This window comes from Oribacterium sp. HCP3S3_B9, assembly GCF_052064255.1.
Classification (GTDB): domain Bacteria; phylum Bacillota; class Clostridia; order Lachnospirales; family Lachnospiraceae; genus Oribacterium.
In genome coordinates this window covers 1-21706 of the sequence record NZ_JBQHVY010000023.1, presented here as the reverse complement: position 1 = coordinate 21706, position 21706 = coordinate 1, and the positions used below count along the sequence as shown (strand labels likewise).

The 21706-nt window shown below is 55.0% G+C and carries 18 protein-coding genes and 1 tRNA gene; 18 read left to right on the top strand and 1 reads right to left on the bottom strand.

From position 1 onward, the window contains the following. Window positions 1–281: 281 nt before the first annotated feature. The 4 genes from ACTNC3_RS10315 to upp all read left to right on the top strand — a co-directional run bounded on the left by ACTNC3_RS10315 (window position 282) and on the right by upp (window position 5162). Window positions 282–1343 (top strand): aldose epimerase family protein, encoded by a 1062-nt coding sequence (locus ACTNC3_RS10315; protein ID WP_410043852.1) that lies wholly within the window; start codon window positions 282–284, stop codon window positions 1341–1343. Between the two features lie 78 nt (window positions 1344–1421). Beyond that, window positions 1422–3611, top strand: a complete 2190-nt coding sequence (locus ACTNC3_RS10310) for a DNA topoisomerase (RefSeq protein WP_441227376.1) — start codon at window positions 1422–1424, stop codon at window positions 3609–3611. Window positions 3612–3745: 134 nt separating this feature from the next. Then, entirely contained in the window at window positions 3746–4423 is a 678-nt protein-coding gene (locus ACTNC3_RS10305; protein WP_410043854.1) for a UDP-N-acetylglucosamine pyrophosphorylase, read from the top strand. Window positions 4424–4517: 94 nt separating this feature from the next. Next, window positions 4518–5162: a uracil phosphoribosyltransferase gene (gene upp, locus ACTNC3_RS10300; RefSeq protein WP_441227375.1), complete on the top strand. Its 645-nt coding sequence runs from the start codon at window positions 4518–4520 to the stop codon at window positions 5160–5162. 359 nt (window positions 5163–5521) lie between these two features. Here upp and ACTNC3_RS10295 read toward each other — a convergent pair. Continuing rightward, window positions 5522–5604 (bottom strand) — tRNA-Leu (locus tag ACTNC3_RS10295). Between the two features lie 67 nt (window positions 5605–5671). Between ACTNC3_RS10295 and ACTNC3_RS10290 the strand changes: the two genes are divergently transcribed. From ACTNC3_RS10290 to ACTNC3_RS10225, 14 genes are all read left to right on the top strand, one after another. Then, complete coding sequence (locus ACTNC3_RS10290; protein WP_410043856.1) at window positions 5672–6010, top strand: anti-sigma factor family protein; 339 nt, start codon at window positions 5672–5674, stop codon at window positions 6008–6010. 177 nt (window positions 6011–6187) lie between these two features. Beyond that, the gene (polA, locus tag ACTNC3_RS10285; RefSeq protein WP_441227374.1) at window positions 6188–8908 is read left to right on the top strand and encodes a DNA polymerase I; all 2721 of its coding nucleotides are present in this window, start codon (window positions 6188–6190) and stop codon (window positions 8906–8908) included. Window positions 8909–9502: 594 nt separating this feature from the next. Beyond that, on the top strand, window positions 9503–9931 hold the full coding sequence (locus tag ACTNC3_RS10280; RefSeq protein WP_441227373.1) for a hypothetical protein: 429 nt from the start codon (window positions 9503–9505) through the stop codon (window positions 9929–9931). Between the two features lie 94 nt (window positions 9932–10025). Continuing rightward, window positions 10026–10613 (top strand): dephospho-CoA kinase, encoded by a 588-nt coding sequence (gene coaE / locus ACTNC3_RS10275; RefSeq protein ID WP_441227372.1) that lies wholly within the window; start codon window positions 10026–10028, stop codon window positions 10611–10613. A gap of 295 nt (window positions 10614–10908) precedes the next feature. Continuing rightward, window positions 10909–11706 carry an MBL fold metallo-hydrolase gene (locus ACTNC3_RS10270; protein ID WP_441227371.1) on the top strand — a complete coding sequence of 266 codons (798 nt, stop codon included), beginning with the start codon at window positions 10909–10911 and terminating at the stop codon, window positions 11704–11706. A gap of 365 nt (window positions 11707–12071) precedes the next feature. After that, a complete protein-coding gene (locus ACTNC3_RS10265; protein ID WP_410043941.1) occupies window positions 12072–12347 on the top strand; it encodes an ACT domain-containing protein in 276 nt (91 codons plus the stop codon). 145 nt (window positions 12348–12492) lie between these two features. Beyond that, entirely contained in the window at window positions 12493–13875 is a 1383-nt protein-coding gene (locus ACTNC3_RS10260; protein WP_410043940.1) for a PFL family protein, read from the top strand. 243 nt (window positions 13876–14118) lie between these two features. Then, window positions 14119–15531 (top strand): nucleotidyltransferase family protein, encoded by a 1413-nt coding sequence (locus tag ACTNC3_RS10255; RefSeq protein WP_441227370.1) that lies wholly within the window; start codon window positions 14119–14121, stop codon window positions 15529–15531. Window positions 15532–15682: 151 nt separating this feature from the next. Then, complete coding sequence (locus tag ACTNC3_RS10250) at window positions 15683–16015, top strand: cyclic-di-AMP receptor (protein WP_410043938.1); 333 nt, start codon at window positions 15683–15685, stop codon at window positions 16013–16015. 239 nt (window positions 16016–16254) lie between these two features. Further along, window positions 16255–17262, top strand: coding sequence for a phosphate acetyltransferase (pta, locus tag ACTNC3_RS10245; RefSeq protein WP_441227369.1), 1008 nt, complete (start codon window positions 16255–16257; stop codon window positions 17260–17262). A gap of 98 nt (window positions 17263–17360) precedes the next feature. Then, a complete protein-coding gene (locus ACTNC3_RS10240; RefSeq protein ID WP_441227368.1) occupies window positions 17361–18566 on the top strand; it encodes an acetate kinase in 1206 nt (401 codons plus the stop codon). Window positions 18567–18685: 119 nt separating this feature from the next. Then, on the top strand, window positions 18686–19594 hold the full coding sequence (locus ACTNC3_RS10235; protein WP_410043935.1) for an AEC family transporter: 909 nt from the start codon (window positions 18686–18688) through the stop codon (window positions 19592–19594). A 232-nt stretch (window positions 19595–19826) separates the two neighbouring features. Continuing rightward, window positions 19827–20009 carry a 50S ribosomal protein L32 gene (rpmF, locus tag ACTNC3_RS10230; RefSeq protein ID WP_029200168.1) on the top strand — a complete coding sequence of 61 codons (183 nt, stop codon included), beginning with the start codon at window positions 19827–19829 and terminating at the stop codon, window positions 20007–20009. Between the two features lie 210 nt (window positions 20010–20219). Continuing rightward, the gene (locus ACTNC3_RS10225; protein ID WP_441227367.1) at window positions 20220–21422 is read left to right on the top strand and encodes an FprA family A-type flavoprotein; all 1203 of its coding nucleotides are present in this window, start codon (window positions 20220–20222) and stop codon (window positions 21420–21422) included. Window positions 21423–21706: the final 284 nt, after the last annotated feature.

The window sequence follows — 21706 nt, the reverse complement described above, 5'->3', positions numbered from 1 at the left end:
CGGAGTGACGATTCACTCCGGATTTTTTATGGTTTGAATGGTACCCATTGCCAAGGACACCGGAGATTTTAGCTGCCCCAATTTTCAGACAGCTATGAGTCTCTTTTCTCTGGTAGAAACGAGCCTGAAAATAGAGTATAATACTTGCAGTTTATGGGCGGTGCCGATGACGCGCTTGCTATTCCCAGACCCTGCAGAAGGGGATGGGAGAGTTGCGTGAGTGTCGATGAAAAGCTGCCCTTGCATTTTCGGTATTGAATCTTCGATGGGAGGGACATGCGATGTCAGTGAGAGAATCAGTGCTTGGAACACTGAAGGATGGCCGCGAGGTGAAGCGATATACGATTACAAATCAGCATGGTACGGAGGCGAGCTTTACGAATCTCGGTGCCATCTGGCTTACGATGCTGGTACGTGATAAGGACGGAAAGATGCGGGATGTCGTACTCGGTGTCGATCAGGCGGAGCTTCTGCTTGAGAATCCGGGTCACATGGGTGAGCCGGTCGGTCGAAACGCGAACCGTATCGGTCAGGCGGGCTTCGATTTGAATGGAAAGCATTATGCGCTCGCCGTCAATGACAATGGTGCCAACAATCTCCATTCCGGACCGGATTACTGGCGTACGCGCATCTGGGAGGCAGACTATGCAGACGCTGGCCTCGGCAGCTACGTGATCTTCTCTCTGCATTCCCCGGACGGTGATCAGGGCTTCCCTGGCGCTGCCGAGGTGGCCGTGACCTACACCCTGACCGAGGACGACGCGCTCGAGATCCACTATCAGGCGACCGCCGACCAGGACACCGTCTTCAATATGACGAACCACGCGTACTTCAACCTGAACGGCTATGACAGTGGTGACGCGATGAATCAGCGTGTCTGGATTCATGCAGACAGCTATACACCGGCCAGCGAGATTTCGATCCCGTACGGTCGTATCGAGCCGGTGGCCGGCACCCCGATGGACTTCACCACCGAGAAGGTGATCGCACGCGATATCGATGCGGACTTCGATCAGCTGAAGTTTGCGCACGGCTTCGATCATAACTGGGTGCTCAATGACTATGACGGGGACGTACGTCTCGTCGCCTCTGCGTATGCGGAGGAGTCCGGCATCCGGATGTCCATCTATACCGATCTCGAGGGCTTGCAGTTCTATACCGCGAACTTCATGGGCAGTGATTTCGAGGGCAAAAACGGGGCGCACTTCGGACCACGCCATGCGTACTGCTTCGAGACCCAGCACTATCCGGACTGCCTGCATAAGCCAGAGTGGCCGACCAGCATCGTGAAGGCCGGCGAGGAATACGACACAACGACGATCTACAAGTGGGAGCTTCAGTAAACAGAAGTACTTCTTTTCGAAGCACCCACAGAACATCCACGGGCGGTGCGCGGCGCGCATTCGCTGAAGCGGCTTCACATGAAGCCGGCGCTCGTACATGGATCAGTGGGAGGCGAATTGAAGAAATTATTTATCGCAGAGAAGCCGTCGGTGGCGCAGCAGTTTGCACAGGCGCTCGGGATGAAGAATGTCCGGCGCGGCGACGGCTTCCTGGAAAATGAAGATTATGTGGTGACCTGGTGCGTGGGTCACCTCGTACAGCTCAGCTACCCGGCAGCGTATGACGAGAAGTACCAGAAGTGGAGCTTTGACACGCTCCCGTTCATCCCAAAGGCGGATGAGTGGAAATACGAGGTCAGTAAGAGCACGGCAAAGCAGTTCGCGGTCGTCGCGAAGCAGCTGAACCGTCCGGATGTCGAAACCATCTACATCTGCACCGATAGTGCCCGCGAGGGAGAGTACATCTACCGGCTCGTCGACAGGATGGCAGAGGTGCCGAAGGAGAAGGAGCGTCGCCGTGTCTGGATCGATTCCCAGACGAACGAGGAGATCCTCCGCGGCATCCGCGAGGCGAAGCTCGACAGCGAGTATGACCACCTGTCGGCGGCGGCCTTCAGCCGGGCGAAGGAAGACTACCTCATAGGCATCAACTTCAGCCGCGCGCTGTCGCTCAAGTACCGCTACCGGATCAAGCAGCAGCTCGGCATGAAGCCGGAGGAGAAGATGACCGTGGCCGTCGGCCGCGTCATGACCTGCGTCCTCGGCATGATCGTCAAGCGAGAGCAGGAGATCCGGGCCTTCCAGAAGACGACCTTCTACCGCATCCTCGGCGATTTCGATCTCGGGGAAGGCGCGAAGCTGAGTGCGGACTGGAAGCCGTCGGAGCAGTCGTCACGCTACAGCCCGACGGACATCTACGACGGCAAGGGCTTCCTGAGGCCGGAGCGCGCCGCCGAATTCATGAAGAGTTTCATGCCGTTTCCGTGTGAAGCGACGGTGACGGCTGTCACGAAGAAGAAGGAGACGAAGAATCCGCCGCTGCTCTACAACCTCGCGGAGCTGCAGAACGACTGCGCGAAGATGTTCAAGATCAGCCCGGATGAGACCCTCGCCATCGCGCAGGAGCTCTACGAGAAGAAGCTGACCACCTACCCGCGTACCGATGCGCGTGTGCTCTCGACCGCCGTTTCGAAGGAGATCGAGAAGAACATCCGCGGCATCGCGAGCTACGCACCGGTGGCCCCGCAGGCGCAGGAGATCCTGTCGTCCGGCAGCTTCCGAAGCATCGCGAAGACCCGCTACGTCGACGACAAGAAGATCGCCGACCACTACGCGATCATCCCGACCGGTCAGGGCCAGCGCGAGTACCAGTCGCTGAAGCCGCTTTCGAAGAAGGTGTACGAGCTCATCTGCCGTCGCTTCCTCTCGATTTTCTTCCCGCCGGCGATCTACGAGCGCATCGCGCTGATGATCGACTGCCAGGGCGAGACCTTCAGCGTGAGCTCCCGTGCCCTGAAGGACGAGGGCTATCGGAAGGTTGCTGACCTGCGTCGGAGCGCGGCCCTTGGCGGTGCGTCCCCGACAGCGGATCCGGCCAATGCAGGCGCCGGATCGTCGATGGCTTCTACCATGGCGACGGCGGCCTCGGCCAGTCACACGGCCAATGCAGGAGGCACCATGTCGGATGCCGCGACCATGGCTTCTTCGACCACGGGACCGGACGGCGTCGCGACGACGCGAGCGGACGGAAGCATTGGCCTGGAAAACGGTGGAGAGAGCGAAGAGGAGGGCGACAACCGAAGCCTGAGTGAGGCACTGCTGAAGCTCCGGAAGGGGCAGAAGCTGCAGCTCGAGACGCTGCGCGTGAAGGAGGGCGAGACGGCACCGCCGAAGCGCTACACCTCCGGATCGATGATCCTCGCGATGGAAAACGCCGGCAACCTCATCGAGGACGAGGAGCTGCGGGCGCAGATCAAGGGCGCGGGCATCGGTACCAGTGCGACGCGTGCAGGTATCCTCACGAAGCTCGTGGACAATAAGTACATCGCGCTGCAGAAGAAGACGCAGGTGCTGTCACCGACGAAGCTCGGCGAGTACATCGCGTATTATGTGAAGATTTCGGTGCCGCATCTGCTGAATCCGAAGCTGACCGCCTCCTGGGAGATGGGGCTGTCGGAGGTGGCGGACGGCACGATCACCGAGGCCGAGTACATGGAGAAGCTCGAGGACTTCGTTCGAAGTCGGACGGAAAAGATCCGGGCGCTCTGATGGACGTATCTGAGAAGCGGATCAGATAGATGGAGACTTCCACATGAAGGTTTCCGACACCAGATGATACTAGTTTAGAAAGCCCGAAGCCTCACGGGATGAGGCAGCTTGAGCTCTCTGGAAAGAAGAGAATTATGAAAAAACAAGATGTAACGATTGCGGCGATGTATGACCTTCAGTATACGGAGGCGGGGGCGATCTTTGAGGGACTCACCTATCCGTGGGAGGCGCTTCCGAAGATCCACGATTTCATCGCGGCGTACGGTCCGACGCTTCCGAAGGACGAGTACACGGAGGTGAAGCCGCATGTCTGGATCCATAAGAGTGCGACGGTATTTGAGTCCGCGTACCTCGCGGAGTATATCATCATCGGGCCGGAGACCGAGGTGCGCCAGTGTGCATTCCTCCGTGGCAACATTATGGTCGGAAAGCACTGCGTGATCGGCAACAGCTGCGAGCTGAAAAATGTCGTGATCTTCGACAACGTGCAGGTTCCGCACTATAATTATGTTGGGGATTCGATCCTCGGCTACAAGTCCCACATGGGTGCGGCGTCCCTGACCTCGAACGTGAAGTCGGACAAGAAGCTCGTCGTGGTACACACCGAGGACGGTGACATCGAGACCGGACTCAAGAAGTTCGGCGCGATGCTGAGCGACCATGTCGAGGTGGGATGCGGCTCTATCCTGAATCCGGGCACGGTGATCGGACGCAACACGAACGTCTATCCGCTGAGCTCGGTGCGCGGCTGCGTGGATGCAGACAGCATCTACAAGTCGAAGGGCGAGGTGGAGATCGTCGCGAAGCACTGATGCGATCACAGCGTCGCCAGGGACCTCTGCCTGAATGCTGACCTGATTCGTTTTCTACCGGCTGCGGTCGGAACATATATCAAAGGAGTTTACTATGGAACATAATTTCGGAGCAAATGTACACATCATGAACCACCCGCTGCTTACGCATAAGATTTCACTTCTGCGTGATAAGCACACCGGAACCAACGAGTTCCGTCAGCTCGTTGAGGAGATCGCGATGCTGATGGGCTTCGAGGCACTGTCGGACCTTCCGACGAAGACCGTCAAGCTTGATACGCCGATCGAGACTGCAGAGGTCGAGATGCTGGCGGGCCGTAAGCTCGCCATCGTGCCGATCCTTCGTGCCGGCCTCGGCATGGTATCCGGCCTGACTGCACTCGTTCCGAGCGCAAAGATCGGCCACATCGGCATGTATCGCGATGAGACCACGCATCAGCCGGTTGAGTACTTCTGCAAGCTGCCGAACCCGATCGAGGAGCGTCAGATCGTCGTCTGTGATCCGATGCTGGCGACCGGTGGCTCTGCGGTCGATGCCATCGACCAGATCAAGAAGCACGGCGGAAGAAAGATCAAGTTCATCTGCATCATCGCGGCACCGGAAGGCGTGAAGCGTCTCGCTGAGGCACATCCGGATGTACAGATCTACGTCGGAAACCTCGATCGCTGCCTGAACGAGAACGCATACATCTGCCCGGGACTGGGCGATGCCGGCGACCGTATCTTCGGTACGAAGTAAATAGCAGCCTGGTTGCGGTGTCCGGAGGGCAACCCCCGGAAGCACAGTACTACGAGCTCGGAAGACTCTAAAATTGTCCCCCTAAGAACCAGTAGGCTCTCTGCAAACGACTGAGTTTTCTTTATGAAAACTCAGTGTTGCAGAGAGTGCTAAGGAAAATTACTCCAACTGGTTCTAAGGGGGACAATTTTGATTCTTCACGACCTCTTCGTATGGCTTCCGGTGGCTGTCCTCAGGAATTTGCATACGTATGGCTCAAATGCTCTTCTTGATTAATCGATGGGGATATTCTAAACTAAGGATACTTTTAATGGGATGGCTTAAATAACATCGAGCTCGGACCATAGGTCCGAGCTCGATGCCGCCAGTGGGACTTGAACCCACACAATGTTACCATTATCAGATTTTGAGTCTGACGCGTCTGCCATTCCGCCATGACGGCGAGTCCTGTGTTACGCGAGGACAACATACAGAATTTAGCATATAATTGCGAGGTTTTCAAGTCGATTATGACCTGTCTGGAAGCACGGAAGTGCATTTACGATTATCTGAATAACAAGCTGTCGGATGAGAAGCTGCAGGAGTTTATGGAGCATATTTCGGAGTGCGATGAGTGCATGGAGGAGCTGCGGATCACGCATATGGTCTACAGTGGTGTGCAGAAGCTGGATGCGGTGGATGATTCGAATCTGAACATCGACGGGTCCTTCCGGCGGCAGCTGATGGATACGCGCTTTTATCTGTTTCGTATCCACGCAATCCGGATCATCCGGATGGCGGCGGATTCGGTCGTGTTCTGGGCGGTACTGGTGACGCTGCTTCTGCAGCTTCGGATCTGGTTTCTGTAGCCAGTGGTTTCGTGACTGTCTGATATCGGCAGTCACGGATGTTCAGGACAGCTGCCTATGGCGGCGTCCGGTTCTGATCGCTTCAGATGTTCAGGACAGCTGTTTTCAATGCAATCTGCTTTTGAACGCATCAGGTTTTGATCATATATGGTTTCAATCGTTAGAGGAGGAAGAGAGTTGACGGATAAGATTTTACTGATCGATGGACACAGCATCATGTCCCGGGCGTTTTACGGGATCCCGGAGCTGACGAATTCGCAGGGGCTGCATACAAATGCGGTCTATGGTTTCCTGAATATCCTTCTGAAGGTGCTGGATCAGGAGCAGGCGGATCATCTGGCGGTGGCCTTCGATGTGCACGAGCCGACCTTCCGCCATAAGATGTTTGCTGACTATAAGGGGACGCGGAAGCCGATGCCGCCGGAGCTGCACGAGCAGATTCCGCTGATGCAGGAGGTGCTTCGGTCGATGCACATTCCGCTCCTCATGAAGGGCGGCTATGAGGCGGATGACCTTCTCGGTACCATCGCAAAGCGCTGCCAGAAGGAGGGCGTGGAGGTGACGATCGTCTCTGGTGACCGTGACCTCCTGCAGCTTGCGGATGAGAAGATCAAGATCTGTCTTCCGAAGACGGCGAAGGGCGTGACGACGGTCTACAACTACTATCCGGACGATGTGATGAAGGAGTGGAACGTGACGCCGCTCGAGTTCATCGACCTGAAGGCCCTGATGGGTGACACCTCCGATAACATCCCGGGTGTGCCGGGCCTCGGTCCGAAGTCTGCGGAGTGGATCATCACGAAGTATCACACCATCGAGGCGGCGCATGCAGCGGCGCTGGCGGGCGACCCGGAGTTCAAGGTCCCGCGGAAGCCGAAGGCCGCGCAGATGCTGATCGATGAGTGGGAGAGCGCCGCGTTGTCGAAGACCCTCGCGACCATCTGCATTGACGCCCCGATCGACTTCGATTATGATGACGCCCGCGTCGAGAACATGTTCAATGCAGACTCCTTCGAGTTTGTGAAGCGGCTGGAGCTGAAGTCGCTCCTGAAGCGCTTCGATGTGTCGAGCCTCGACCTCGCGGCGGAGCAGCAGCTGGATCTGTCGGGCCTCAAGGAGGTCGACGACCCGTACCTTGCGCGCATTGCCTTCCGGGACGCGGCGAGTGAGGGCCAGGCCGGCTTCGCCATCGCCGGGGAAGACCTTTACTTCGCGCTGGCCGGTGACCGCAGCTACCATTTCTACGGCTTCGACTGGCAGACGGAGCTGCAGGCGCTGGCACAGAAAAAGGGCGTCGAGCTCTACACCATGAACCTGAAGCAGGCGCTCTACCACTGTGCCTTCGCGCCGGAGAGCCCGGTCTATGACCTCGCGCTCGCGGCGTACGTCATCAATCCGCTGAAGGACAGCTACAGCTACGAGGACCTCGCCCGCGATTTCATGGGCCTCACACTGCCGTCAGAAAAGGAACTCCGTGACGATCTGAAGGATCGACCGCATTGTCCGAATCCGTTTACGGACGACGCGGCCAATGCAGGCGACGGTGCGCAGGTGGCGGGCTTCAACACGGACGCTGACGGCTGCTCGGCGGATCCGGTGGCGTGCACCATGGCGGCGTACAGCGCGATCGTGGCGCTTCGCAGTGCGAAGAAGATTTTCGCGAAGCTGGAGGAGCTCGAGGAGCGGACACTCTATGAGGAGATCGAGATGCCGCTCGTGTATACACTGTATGACATGCAGCGGGCCGGTATCCTGGTTGATAAGCAGGCGCTCGTCGACTATGGCGTCGAGCTTCGGGCCGGCATCGAAGAGCTGCAGGCGCGCATCTACGAAGAGGCGGGGGAGGAGTTCAACATCAACTCGCCGAAGCAGCTCGGGGAGATTCTATTCGTGAAGCTCGGCATGAAGGGCGGCAAGAAGACGAAGTCCGGGTATTCGACCGCGGCGGATGTGCTCGAGAAGCTCGCCGAGGACCACGAGATCGTGGCGGATATCCTGAATTACCGTACGCTTACGAAGCTGAACTCGACCTATGCGGAGGGACTTCTGAACTTTATTCAGGCGGATGGCCGCATCCATGGAGAGTTCAATCAGATGGTGACGGCGACGGGCCGTATCTCGTCGACGAATCCGAACTTGCAGAACATCCCGGTGCGTACGGAGCTTGGTCGACGCTTCCGCACCGTTTTCGTGCCGAAACCGGGCTGCGTCTTCATCGACGCCGACTATTCCCAGGTCGAGCTCCGTATCCTCGCATCGCTCTCGGGTGATGCGAAGCTGATCGCAGCGTATAAGGATGCGAGCGATATTCATGCCGTGACGGCCTCGCAGGTCTTCCATGTGCCGCTCGAGGAGGTGACGCCGGAGCTTCGTCGGAACGCGAAGGCGGTCAACTTTGGTATCGTCTACGGTATCTCGGCCTTCGGTCTCAGTGAGGGTCTCAGCATCAGTCGGAGTGAGGCGAAGGAGTACATCGAGCGGTACTTCGCGGCGTATCCGGATGTCAAGAAGTACCTCGATGGCGAGGTGGCGTTCGCGCATGAGCACGGCTATGTGAAGACGATCTTCGGGCGTCGTCGGCCGGTGCCGGACATCAATGCCTCGAACTTCGCGCGCCGCAGCTTCAGTGAGCGTGTCGCGATGAACTCCCCGATCCAGGGCAGTGCCGCCGACATCATGAAGAAAGCGATGAACGAGGTGAACTGTGCCCTCCGTGCGGGCGGTTATGCATCCCGCATCGTGCTGCAGGTGCACGATGAGCTTCTGATCGAAGCGCCCGTTGCCGAGCAGGAGGCCGTGAAGGCCCTCCTTGTCGATAAGATGCAGCACGCCGTCGACCTCGCCGTCGAGCTCGTCGCCGACGCGAATGTGGGCGAAAACTGGGATGCCGCACACTGAGGTGTTTGCTTCAGCAAACACCGAAGGGGTGAGCAAGGGCTTCCATTGGAAGATAACAGTACCGCTAAGATGCCCGGAGGGGCTGCCGACCCTTACTGTCATATTACATCACTATCTAATATGGTTTGATTTTGAAAAAACTGGATATATTTTTGGACCGAAATAATCGAAATCGATTGTAAAGTATCCACTCTTAGGTGATTTCAAAAATACTGGATATGAAAAGCCTTATTTCATAAGGAGAATTCGGGCTCGAGTATCCAGTATTAAAAAAATGAAGCGTTATTGGATATCTGCTTAAAGAAATGCTTCTATGAAGTTCGAAATCCATATCTACTATTTGAAAAAATGAGGTAGATTGGATAGTACGCATATATGCGTATGCCTGATTTCGCGGAAAAGTATCCAATAAGTGCCTTATTTCAAAATCGTGGATAGTTTAGCTCTGCGCATAAAAATGATAAACGATGTTGAAAGTATCCATGATTTCGAAATCAAGCGGTTATTGGATAGTACCATCAATCTTTGTCAGATTTAGCTAGCTTAATTGTTACTGTTTTGTGCCTGGGCGAGGTGAAAGGAATGGATAGAAAAATGAAAGAAATCCAATCGAACGATATCATGCACATCGGATTCCTGAAGATGGAGCCCTTTGCCGGCTCCTCAGAGGGAATGCGCTTCCGTATGAGTAAGGTGACGTATACGGAGCCGGATACGGAGCTGCTTCAGAAGATCGAGGCGGGGGAGGCGGCATATCCGGTCGATAAAAAGACCGGTGAGACGATCATGAACCCGACGAAGGATCGCTACACGCTCGGCGTCTGGGTCTGGCCGGAGCCGTACAGCTTCGACTTCACGCCGGATGAGTACAAGACCTTCCGTGAGTTCGTCTTCTCGGAGGACGGCGTCATGGAGGGCCTCGCCTGGCTGAACGAGGAGAAGCAAGCGAAGGACTGGGCGGAGGCCGCCCTTTCGTGGACGGACTGGAAGACGATGGCAGGGCAAGCAGATGCTGGGGTCTGACCCCATTAAATTTTTATAAACAAAATCTAAAGTTAAAGTTTATGGGGTCTGACCCAGTTTATGGGGTCAGACCCCATAAACTGAAAGGAAATCAATGGTGATCGGAGTGATCGGAGGCGTCGGTGCGGGGAAATCCAGTGTGCTGGACGTTCTCACGCAGGAGTATCAGTTTACAGCGTACCGGACGGACGACATTGCGAAGTCGTTTTATGTCCATGGAGATCCAGTGTTTGAGGCACTTAAGGCGCTGCTCGGTGCGGATATCGAGCGGGCCGACGGCAGTGTCGATCTGCCGGTTTTCGCGTCGAGAATCTACGGTGTCGGAAAACAGAAGCTGCGGTCACAGGTCGACAGCATCGTCCACCCGGCAGTCTGGAAATACGTCGATACGCAGGTGCGCGCGGCGCGGAAGAGCGGGGCGGACATCGTCGTCGAAACAGCACTTCCGATCGCCCATTTCGTGGAGCTCTGCGACGAGGTATGGTTCGTCTATACCGAGGAAGCTGTGCGTATCGCCCGCCTCATGGAAACCCGTGGCTACTCCGAAGAGAAAGCCCGCGCGATGATCCACGCCCAGATTCCGGACGACGAGTACGCTGCGATGGCAGATTTCGTGATTGATAACTCAGGAAGCCGCGAAGAGACAGAAACGACGATCAGGGAGCATTTACACGAAGGGTAATATGAAACGTAGCAGCGAATCCGGGGCATGGCGGGCGCAAGGCTTGCGAATGAAAAGAACAGGTTCCGGCGAAATGTCCGTGGCAGATAGATAGAGACTGTCATAGCGGCCACGGACATTTCACCGGGTTCTGTACTGTGCATTGAGTGGGCCGCGCCCACCATGTCCGGATTCGATTTCAAAACATGAAGGACAGAACACTCCAGGTGTAAGCCTCGCAGTACTGTGTCTCCGTTGCTGGTCCTCCGTGTTTACTTGACTGGATTGCTATAAAAGGAAGGATGAAAGCAGTTTTATGAGATTTACGAGTATCGCCAGTGGCTCCAGCGGGAACAGCAGCTACATCGGCACGGACCATACGCATGTGCTGGTGGATGTGGGGGTGACGATGAAGGCTGTCAATCAGGGACTCCACGCGCTGGACCTCGAGCTTTCGGATGTGCAGGCGATTTTCCTCACGCATGAACACATCGATCATATCCGTGCCGTCGGTACGATATCCCGTAAATACCAGATTCCGATCTACGGCACGCTGGGCACGCTTCGTGAGGTGATGCTGAATCGTACGCTCGGTGATTTCGCGACGGATCTGCTGCAGCCGATCCTTCCGGATGCTGTGACCACCGTCGGCGACCTTAGCGTAATCCCGTTTTCCATCGATCATGACGCAGCGGATCCGGTCGGCTACCGTATCGAGGCGGGCGAGAAGCGTGTCGCCGTCGCCACCGACATGGGGCACTACGACGATTACATCGTATCGCATCTTGAAAATCTCGACGCGATGGTGGTCGAAGCGAACCACGATGTCCGCATGCTGAGCACGGGCCCGTATCCGATGTCCCTGAAGCGCCGGATCCTGAGTGACCATGGCCACCTCAGTAACGAAAGCTCCGGGCATCTCATCGACCGCATCCTGAATCCGCATGTGAAGCATGTCTTTCTCGGGCATCTCAGTAAGGAGAACAACCTCCCGGAGCTCGCGCTGAAAACCGTACAGCAGGAGATCGACGGATCAGACTCCGACTACCGCGCCGGCGATTTCGACATCAGCGTCGCGCAGCGCGACCGCATCTCGGACATCATCGAACTGTAGACCCCGGCCATCTTAAGAATTTCGTAATGGGGTCAGACCCCATAAACTGGTAAAACTGCAGCTTACACTAATATAAAATCATAGAATGACCGCCATAAGTACGGGCTATCGAGGACAGGGTCACCCTGTCCTTTTTAGCATTTATGGACATGAGAAGCGCGATTTACGCATGGTTTTTTTCATAGACGAAGCGGAAAACAGGTTGCGTTTTACTTTTTTAAATGCTTAGATATTAAGAAAGCATGGAACAGACATGTTCTATACATATACGGGGATTTTATCCCGCATATAAACATGTAAATGTAGTATGTATGCAGAAACCGAGGCGGCGCTGGCACCCGGCAGCAGGCATAAGAGGAGGCTCTATGAAAAAAGCGATTATCACCGTAGTTGGTAAGGACACCGTCGGCATCATTGCGAAGGTTTGTACCTTCCTTTCCGAGAAGAACATCAACATCCTCGATATCTCACAGACCATCACCGGCGGATTCTTTAACATGATGATGATCGTGGATGTGTCGAACTCTACGGAGAGCTTCGACACCGTCGCTGCCGAGATCGCACAGTATGGTAAGGATCAGATCGGCGTCGATATCAAGATGCAGCTCGAAGAGATCTTCACGATGATGCATAGAATTTGAGGGAGATGTTTGTTTCGACAAACATCGACCGTAAATGGCGCAATCTGTGATTGCGTTCCGAAGGAACTGCCGCAGGGTCCATCTCAGGCCCAAGGCAGCCAGCGAAGCGCACGAGACTTTATCATAAACGAAAAGGAGAATCAGAATGGCAAGCTCTTTTGATGCGGTCAATGTCCTGGAGGTCGCGGAGACCAACAATATGATCGAACATAATAACCTCGATGTCCGTACGATCACCATGGGAATCAGTCTTCTCGACTGTGCAGCTGGTGATGTCGACACCTTCTGTGACAACATCTATAAGAAAATCACCCGCTATGCGCGTGACCTTGTGAAGACAGGAGAGGAGATCAGCCGCGAGTACAGTGTGCCGATCGTCAACAAGCGTATCTCCGTCACGCCGATTGCGATCGCGGCCGGCAGTGCCTGCAAGTCCTCTGCGGATTTCGTGAAGGTCGCCCATACCCTTGACAAGGCAGCGAAGGCAGTCGGGGTCAATTTCCTCGGCGGTTTCTCTGCCATCTGCCAGAAGGGCATGACCCCGGCGGATGAGATGCTGATGCGTGCGATCCCACAGGCGCTCGCCGAGACCGACATCGTCTGCTCCAGCGTCAACCTCGGCTCCACGAAGACCGGTATCAATATGGACGCCGTTCGTCTTATGGGTGAGATGATCCGTGAGGCGGCCGAGCGTACCGCCGACACCGACTCGAGCGCCTGCTCGAAGCTTGTCGTTTTCTGTAACGCACCGGATGACAACCCGTTCATGGCCGGCGCCTTCCATGGCGTTTCCGAGGCAGACTGTATCCTGAACGTCGGTGTTTCTGGACCGGGCGTCGTACGTGATGCACTGCAGCACGCGGAGGGCCTTGACTTCGAGGAGTTGTCCGAGCTCATCAAGAAGACCGCGTTTAAGATCACCCGCGTAGGCCAGCTGGTAGCGAAGGAGGCGAGCCGTAAGCTCGGTGTTCCGTTCGGCATCATTGACCTCTCCCTCGCACCGACGCCAGCCATCGGTGATTCGGTTTCTGACATCCTGGAGGCGATGGGACTCGAGCGTACCGGTGCACCGGGCACGACCGCCGCACTGGCGATGCTGAACGACCAGGTGAAGAAGGGCGGTATCATGGCGTCCAGCTCCGTCGGCGGACTCAGCGGCGCGTTCATCCCGGTTTCCGAGGATCAGGGTATGATCAATGCCGTCGAGGCAGGTGCCCTCAACATCGAGAAGCTCGAGGCGATGACCTGCGTATGCTCTGTCGGTCTCGATATGATCGCCATCCCGGGCGACACGCCGGCGACCACGATCTCCGGTATCATCGCGGACGAGGCAGCCCTCGGCATGGTCAACCAGAAAACCACCGCGGTTCGTGTCATCCCGGCCATCGGCAAGAAGGTCGGCGACCACGTCGATTTCGGCGGCCTCCTCGGACACGCACCGGTCATGGCGGTCAACACATTCGATTGCTCCGGCTTCGTGAACCGTAAGGGACGCATCCCGGCACCGATCCACAGCTTTAAGAACTGAGGCACTGATCAGCGGCTCATGTTTATGAGCATCTGAGCGGTTCGAAACGAAACATGATTTCATGCGCATGATGGAAAGTGAGATTTCCGTCGTGCGCTTTTTTTGATATATTTGTCTTGTATCTGAATCATGCAGATGATTCAACTCGAATCGACATTATGAAAGATGACCAGGACTGCCGAGACCGCCTTCTGCCGGAAGCAAAGTGCTGTAGAGCGTTCGGATCCTGGCTGTGAGGACACAATGATCAACGGAAAAAAAGTCGTCGGTATCATCACCGAATACAATCCCTTCCATGCGGGACATCAGTACATGATCAATCAGATCCGCGCCGAGTACCATGCGGATGTCATCGTCGCCGCGATGTCCGGCGATTTCGTGCAGCGCGGCGAGCCGGCGATCTTCGACAAGTACGAGCGCGCCCGGGACGCACTCCTGCATGGCGTTGACCTCGTCGTGCAGATCCCGGTCATGTTCTCGACCTCCAGCGCAGAGGATTTCGCGGCCGGTGGTGTCGCGGTTCTGCGTTCCCTCGGCTTCGTGGACCAGCTCGTGTTCGGCTCCGAATCCGCTGACCTCGCGAAGCTCCAGCAGATGGCCACCCTCGAGCTTTCCACCGGCTCCACCGCCCATGCGAAGTTCAATGCTGTCGTCCGCGACGGTGTGGCCTCCGGCATGAGTTATCCGAAGGCGCGGGCAGAAGCGATGAAGCTCGTCCTCAGCGGTGATGACGAGGAGGCCTTCGAGATGATGCTCGAGAACCGAAGCGCATTTGATCTCCAGTCCAACGACGTGCTCGGACTCGAGTATATCAAAGCAGTGAAACGGCAGGGTGACTGCTTCGAGGTCGCCTGCATTCGCCGAAAGCTGAGTCTGCCGAGCGCCCACTCGATCCGCGACGCGATCCTGCAGAATGAGCTGTCGTGTGTGGCTGCGAAAGAAGAATCGGCCCCGGAGCGTGTCACTTCACAGGAGGTGGAAGAGGGCAGCAGGACGACGACAGCGGAGCTTTCGGCCCCGCCACTCCGTGGCATCCGTGGCGCGGCGCACCAGGGCTATGCGACGCTCGACATGCTGAGCGATATGCTGAGCTACCGTCTGCTGCAGCTCAGCTACCTCGACAGCGTGGCGCCGGAAGCGAATTCTGTGCTCTGCGATTACCTCGACGTCTCGCGTGAGATCGCCGACGCGCTCCGAAAACAGGTACGTGAGCGGATGCGTTTCCGTGAACGCATCGCCGCTGTGAAGTCACGGAACTACACCTACAGCCGTATTTCGAGGGCGCTGCTCCATATCCTCCTCGACCTCCAGCGGAAGGACCACGCCGCCCTCCGCGGTGCCTACTTCGGAGAGGCTGAAACGATGCCGTACGTGCGTGTACTCGGCGTGCGGAAGGAGGCGAAGGAGCTGCTTTCAGCCATCGCCACAACTGCTGTCACCTCCCCGGCGCGCTACCAGCGCACCCTCGACGCGCTTCACCGACAGACCATCGAAAGCCCGGAGGACCTCCTTATGAGCATACGCGCCGGCCACGCCGAGCTCATGTTCCGCAGTGACCTCTACGCCGCCGACCTGTACCGGCTGATCTACCACCCGTACGACAGTGATGTACACTTGGAAAATGAGTTTACAAGACGATTCATGGTGATCGGATAATATACGCAAAGGGGGGAGCCGGAGGGCCGGCCCCTGTCAAAACAGTGCATTCATCCACCACGAAACCCATTTGTTTTGTGGAAAACGCCGCCCGGCTATGATAAAATAGAAGGCAAAATACGTGCTATGCAGGACAGAAAAGAGGTACAGTATGAAACTGATTTATGCGATTGTTCGTAACGATAACGAAGACGATGTGATGGATGCACTGAATAAGGATCACTTCCAGGTGACGAAGCTGGCGTCGACGGGTGGCTTCCTTCGGAAGGGCAACTCGACGCTGATGATCGCGACCCAGGATGATATGGTGGACGAGTGCATCGAGCTCATCAAGAAGCAGTGCGGCAAGCGCCAGAAGATTACGGTGAACATGCCTTACGTTTCCGGCACCTCGATGGGCACCTACACCACGATGCCGATGCCGGTCGAGATCGGCGGCGCGACGATCATGGTGGTCGACCTGGACCGTTTCGAGAAGTACTGAAACGCAGTCGTTCGAGACGACAGGGCGCTGCCGTAGGACGGATTTGTTATGAACTTGTCAGAATGTCCGTGATTTTGTGCACGAAAAGCGCTCCTCATGCATTGCAGAGCGCTTTTTATCGAGTATAATAGCAATGTCAAATTGTATACACGCATACCACGCGTGCGTACCTTCATGAATGAATCAGTGGGTTTCCACTGGTAAAATTGTATAAATAGCATTGAGAGGAGAAATCTGAAATGGCATTTATTGACACAATCAAGGCGAAGGCAAAGGCAGACAAGAAGACCATCGTTCTTCCAGAGTCCATGGATAAGAGAACATTCGAGGCTGCTGAGAAGATCTTAAAGGAGGGCATCGCGAACCTCGTGATCATCGGTACTCCGGAGGAGATCGAGAAGAACGGTGCAGGCTATGACCTCACTGGTGCAACCATCGTTGATCCGTTTACAGATCCGAACCGTCAGAAGTACATCGACAAGTTCGTCGAGCTTCGTGCGAAGAAGGGCCTTACCCCGGAGCAGGCTGAGGAGCAGATGACGAAGGATTACATGTACTATGCATGCCTTATGTGTAAGTGCGGTGACGCAGACGGTGCCGTTTCCGGTGCATGCCACTCCACTGGTAACACCATTCGTCCGGCACTTCAGCTTCTGAAGACCAAGCCAGGCATCAAGTCCGTTTCCGGTTTCTTCCTTATGGAGGTTCCGAACTGTGAGTTCGGTGAGCAGATCGACGGCAACGGCCTCTTCGTATTCGCTGACTGCGCAGTAAATACCGATTTCGATTCCGAGAAGCTGGCGGAGATCGCGTGCCTTTCTGCACAGTCCTTCCAGACCTTCGTCGGCCGTGAGCCGAAGGTTGCGATGCTTTCCTACTCCTCCAAGGGTTCTGCAAAGCATGATGATGTAACCAAGGTTGCAGAGGCTGTCAAGATCGCAAACGAGCAGCATCCGGAGATCGCCCTCGACGGTGAGCTTCAGCTCGATGCCGCACTCGTTCCTTCTGTAGCAGAGCTCAAGGCTCCGGGCAGCAAGGTTGCAGGCCATGCGAACGTACTTGTATTCCCGTCCCTCGAGGCTGGTAACATCGGCTACAAGCTCGTTCAGAGACTTGCGCACGCGGGTGCTTACGGTCCTGTTCTTCAGGGTCTCAGCATGCCGGTGAACGACCTCAGCCGTGGCTGTTTTGCAGATGATATCGTTGGCGTCGTAGCAATGACTGCGGTACAGGCACAGAACGCGTAATCGATAAGATTTGATTTCTTTTATCTGCTGTGTGTGCCTGGTAGAGTATCAGGTACTGCAGCAGATCATCATTATAAACATTTAGGAGAGTAATACCCATGAAAATTCTTGTACTGAACTGTGGTTCATCATCCCTCAAGTATCAGCTCATCGATATGGAGAATGAGACCGTTCTTGCAAAGGGTCTCTGCGAGCGTATCGCCATCGAGGGCAGTAAGCTCACACATAAGGTACCGGGCAAGGAGGATTTCGTTATTGAGTCCGCTATGCCGGATCACAGCGTCGCTGTAAAGCTGGTATTTGATGCACTCACCGATGCAGAGCACGGTGTAGTAAAGACCGTTGATGAGATCGGTGCCATCGGACACCGTGTACTCCATGCTGGTCCAAACATCACAGAGTCCTGCATCGTAGACGAGCACGTGAAGGACGTTATCCGTTCCTGCTTCGATCTCGGCCCTCTGCACAACCCTGCAAACCTCATGGGTATCGAGGCATGCGAGAAGGTCGTTCCGGGCAAGCCAAACGTAGCTGTATTTGATACTACCTTCGGTATGACCCTTCCGGAGAAGGCGTACTACTACGCAATCCCGACCGAGTACTATGAGAAGTACGGCATCCGTCGTTACGGCTTCCACGGTACATCTCATGCATTCGTATCGAAGGAGACCATCAGGTTCGGCGGTCTCGATCCGGAGAAGGCAAAGGTGATCGTATGCCATCTCGGCAACGGTGCATCCGTTTCTGCTTCCATCGGCGGTAAGGGCGTAGATACTTCCATGGGTCTCACCCCTCTTGAGGGCCTGATCATGGGTACCCGTTCCGGCGATATCGATCCGGCGGTCGTTCAGTTCATCTGCAACCACGAGAACAAGACCGTGGATGAGGTTCTGAACATCCTCAACAAGAAGTCCGGTGTACTCGGCCTTTCCGGCGGTGTATCCTCTGACTTCCGTGATGTTGAGAACGCAGCGAACGCAGGCAACCACATGGCTAAGGTTGCACTCGACGCATTCCGTTACAGAGTAGCGAAGTACATCGGTGCATACGCTGCAGCTATGAACGGTGTAGATGCCATCGCCTTCACCGCTGGTGTCGGCGAGAACGACAAGCTTTCCCGTCAGATCATCATCGATGAGTACCTCAGCTTCATCGGAGCAAAGATCGATCCGGAGCGTAACAACGTACGCGGTAAGGAGGCTCTGATCTCTGCAGACGATTCGAAGGTCAAGGTCTTCCTGATCCCGACCAACGAGGAGCTCGCGATCGCAAGAGATACACTTCGTCTCGTAGAGGCTCAGTAATCTTCGCATCCTTTCAGACCTGGACGTTGTCCAGGTCTTTTTTTAAGCGAATAATGCCCCGAGCGCACGTGGGCTTACAGCGCAGGCAGAATAGAAAATAAAAGGTAAGGAGATTCCTCATGGCTGAAATACTGATAAAGGCAGCGTCTTTTGTTGCCATTATATTTATGGGATATCTGTTGCGAAAGAAGGGGTTTTTTAAAGAAGAGGATTTTCATGTGCTTTCAAAAATCGTTTTAAAAATCACCCTTCCCGCAGCGATTGTATCTAATTTTTCAGGGGCGGATGTAAAGGTTTCGCTTCTGATCTTATCTGTGATTGGGCTGGGAGGCGGACTGATCCTTATGGCCGCCGCGTATCTGACCTCAGGAAAGGACAGGGAGGAAAAGGCATTTTTTATGTTAAATGCCTCTGGCTATAATATAGGAAATTTCACCATGCCCTTTGCGCAGAGCTTCCTGGGATCCGCAGGCGTGATCACAACCAGTCTTTTTGATGCGGGAAATGCGTTTATCTGTCTGGGAGGCGCCTACAGCGCGGCAAAAATGGTAAAGGGAGGGGATGGGAAATTTTCCCTGATGCCGATCGTAAAGACGCTGGTACGCTCCGTTCCCTTTGACGCTTATGTCTTGATGACCGTACTGTCCCTGATCCACGTGTCCCTTCCTGCGCCTGTGATCACATTCTCAGGCATTCTGGCCGGAGCAAATGCGTTTCTGGCCATGCTGATGATGGGTGTAGGATTTAAGATTTCCGGAGACACCAGCCAGAAAGGAAAAATAGTGAAAATCCTGACCGTACGCTACAGTATATCCATCGCCATGGCAGCAGCGCTGTATTTTCTCATGCCGCTTCCACTGGAATACCGTCAGGTTCTGGCGATCCTGCCTTTAAGCCCCATCGCATCGGCAGCGCCTGCATTTACAGCGGATATGAAAAGCGACTTCGGACTCGCCAGTGCAGTGAATTCCATTTCCATCGTCATCAGCATCGTACTGATCACGGCAACGCTCCTGATCATTCTTTGATACGAAATGTATAGGTTTGACAGAAGCGGGGATAAGGAGATGATCACCAAAGAGAAAATACATACTCGTGACAGCATTGCCCCCGCGGAATTTCTGAAATTTCTACTTGCATTTCATCGCATCTCGTAGTATCCTTATTCGAGTGTGCAATCGTAAAAACCTTCCAGGTTTTTGCTTGACATAAAAAAGCCGTATGGATATAATTACCCGGTATGACGAAGGAGGTGTAAATATGTCAATTTGTCCTAAGAATCATTCATCGAAGGCTCGCAGAGATTCTAGAAGAGCGAACTGGAAGATGGGAAAGATGAACCTTGTTAAGTGTTCTAAGTGTGGTGCTCTTGTTATGCCTCACAGAGTCTGCAAGGCTTGCGGATCTTACAACAAGCGTGAGATCGTAAAGGTTGAGGACTAATCTCCACCGAATAGAAGATAGAAGCCCGGAGTGAAAGCTCCGGGCTTTTCTTTTAGGTCATGATTTTGTTTTCATACATGTCTGATTGGTGTAGACAAGAAACGAAAAACGTGTTAAATTTCGAATCGATAATCGTTATTGATTTGACGATGTTCCGATTTGAATTCTGCGAATTCGATGCTGGAAGCATCGATAAAAGGAGAGACTGCCATGTATTCTATTCGAAATATTACAGATGATGTCGTTTATGTAGGTGTCGAGGATCGTCGCCTGCATCTGTTTGAAAACATTTTCCCGCTGGATCGCGGTGTGACCTATAACGCTTACGTGATCCGGGACGAGAAGACCGCACTCCTCGATACCGCGGATGCGACCGTATCGCGGCAGTTCTTCGAGAACGTGGCGGCGGCGCTCGATGGCCGTGCACTCGACTACCTCATCGTGAACCACATGGAGCCGGATCACTGCGCACTCATCGCGGAGGCACTCGAGAAGTACCCGCAGGCGACGGTCGTGGGCAATGCAAAAACCTTCCAGATGATCACGCAGTTCTTCGCGCTGACAATCCCGGAGGAGCGGAAGCTCGTCGTGAAGGAGGGCGATACCCTCTCCCTCGGTAAGCACCAGCTCAGCTTCGTGATGGCTCCGATGGTCCACTGGCCAGAGGTTATGTTCAGCTATGATGCGACGGAAGGCATCCTGTTCTCCGCCGACGCCTTCGGCGTATTTGGCACGAACAACGGTAACATCTTCGCGGATGAGCTGGATTATAAGGCACAGGACTTCGTAGATGATGCCCGTCGCTACTACACAAACATCGTCGGCAAGTACGGTATGCAGGTACAGAATGTTCTCAAGAAGGCCGCCGGCATCGACATCCGGATGCTCTGCCCGCTGCACGGACCGATCTGGCGTGAGGATCTCAGCTTCATCCTGAAGCTCTATGATCAGTGGTCCCGCTACGAGGCAGAAGAGAAGGCTGTCGCTGTTTTCTACAACTCTGTCTACGGCAACACCGAGTCCGTGATCAATGCCTTCACTATGAAGCTTGCGGCCCGCGGCGTAAAGAACATCAAGGCCTACGATGTATCGAAGACCGACGTCTCCGTGATGATCGCCGAGTGCTTCCGCGTGACGAACCTCGTCTTCGGTGCCACCACCTACAACAACGGCCTCTTCCCGAAGATGGAAAACCTCGTCGCCGACATGAAGGCCCTGAGCGTACAGAATAAGAAAATCTCCATCATCGAAAACGGCAGCTGGGCGCCGACCGCCGGCAAGCTCCTGAAGGCCGAGTTCGACACCCTGAAGAACTGCGCGTACATCGGTGACACCCTCACCATCAAGTCCGCTTCCTTCAGCGCAGAAGCCCTCGACGCCCTCGCGGACGCCGTCGCCGCTTCCCTCCAGTAATACATGACATTCAGCCGAAGTCCCACGGGACTTCGGCTTTTGCATTATCAGAGAGGCCAAGGGGGCTGACCCCCGCGCAGTGGTCGACGCCTCGTGAATTTAGCCAGAAGGGGGTCTGACCCCCTGGAAAAAGCGGTAAATGGAGGCCGGAAGCCCTAAAAATTTGCCGTTTTTGCAGTTTACGGAGCTCAGCGGTCGCTGTTCCGTTTTTGAACGGCCGCTTTCCGACGCAAAACGGCCGCTCTTTTTTTAATCAAGTGACATGAATTATCTGGTGTTGATCT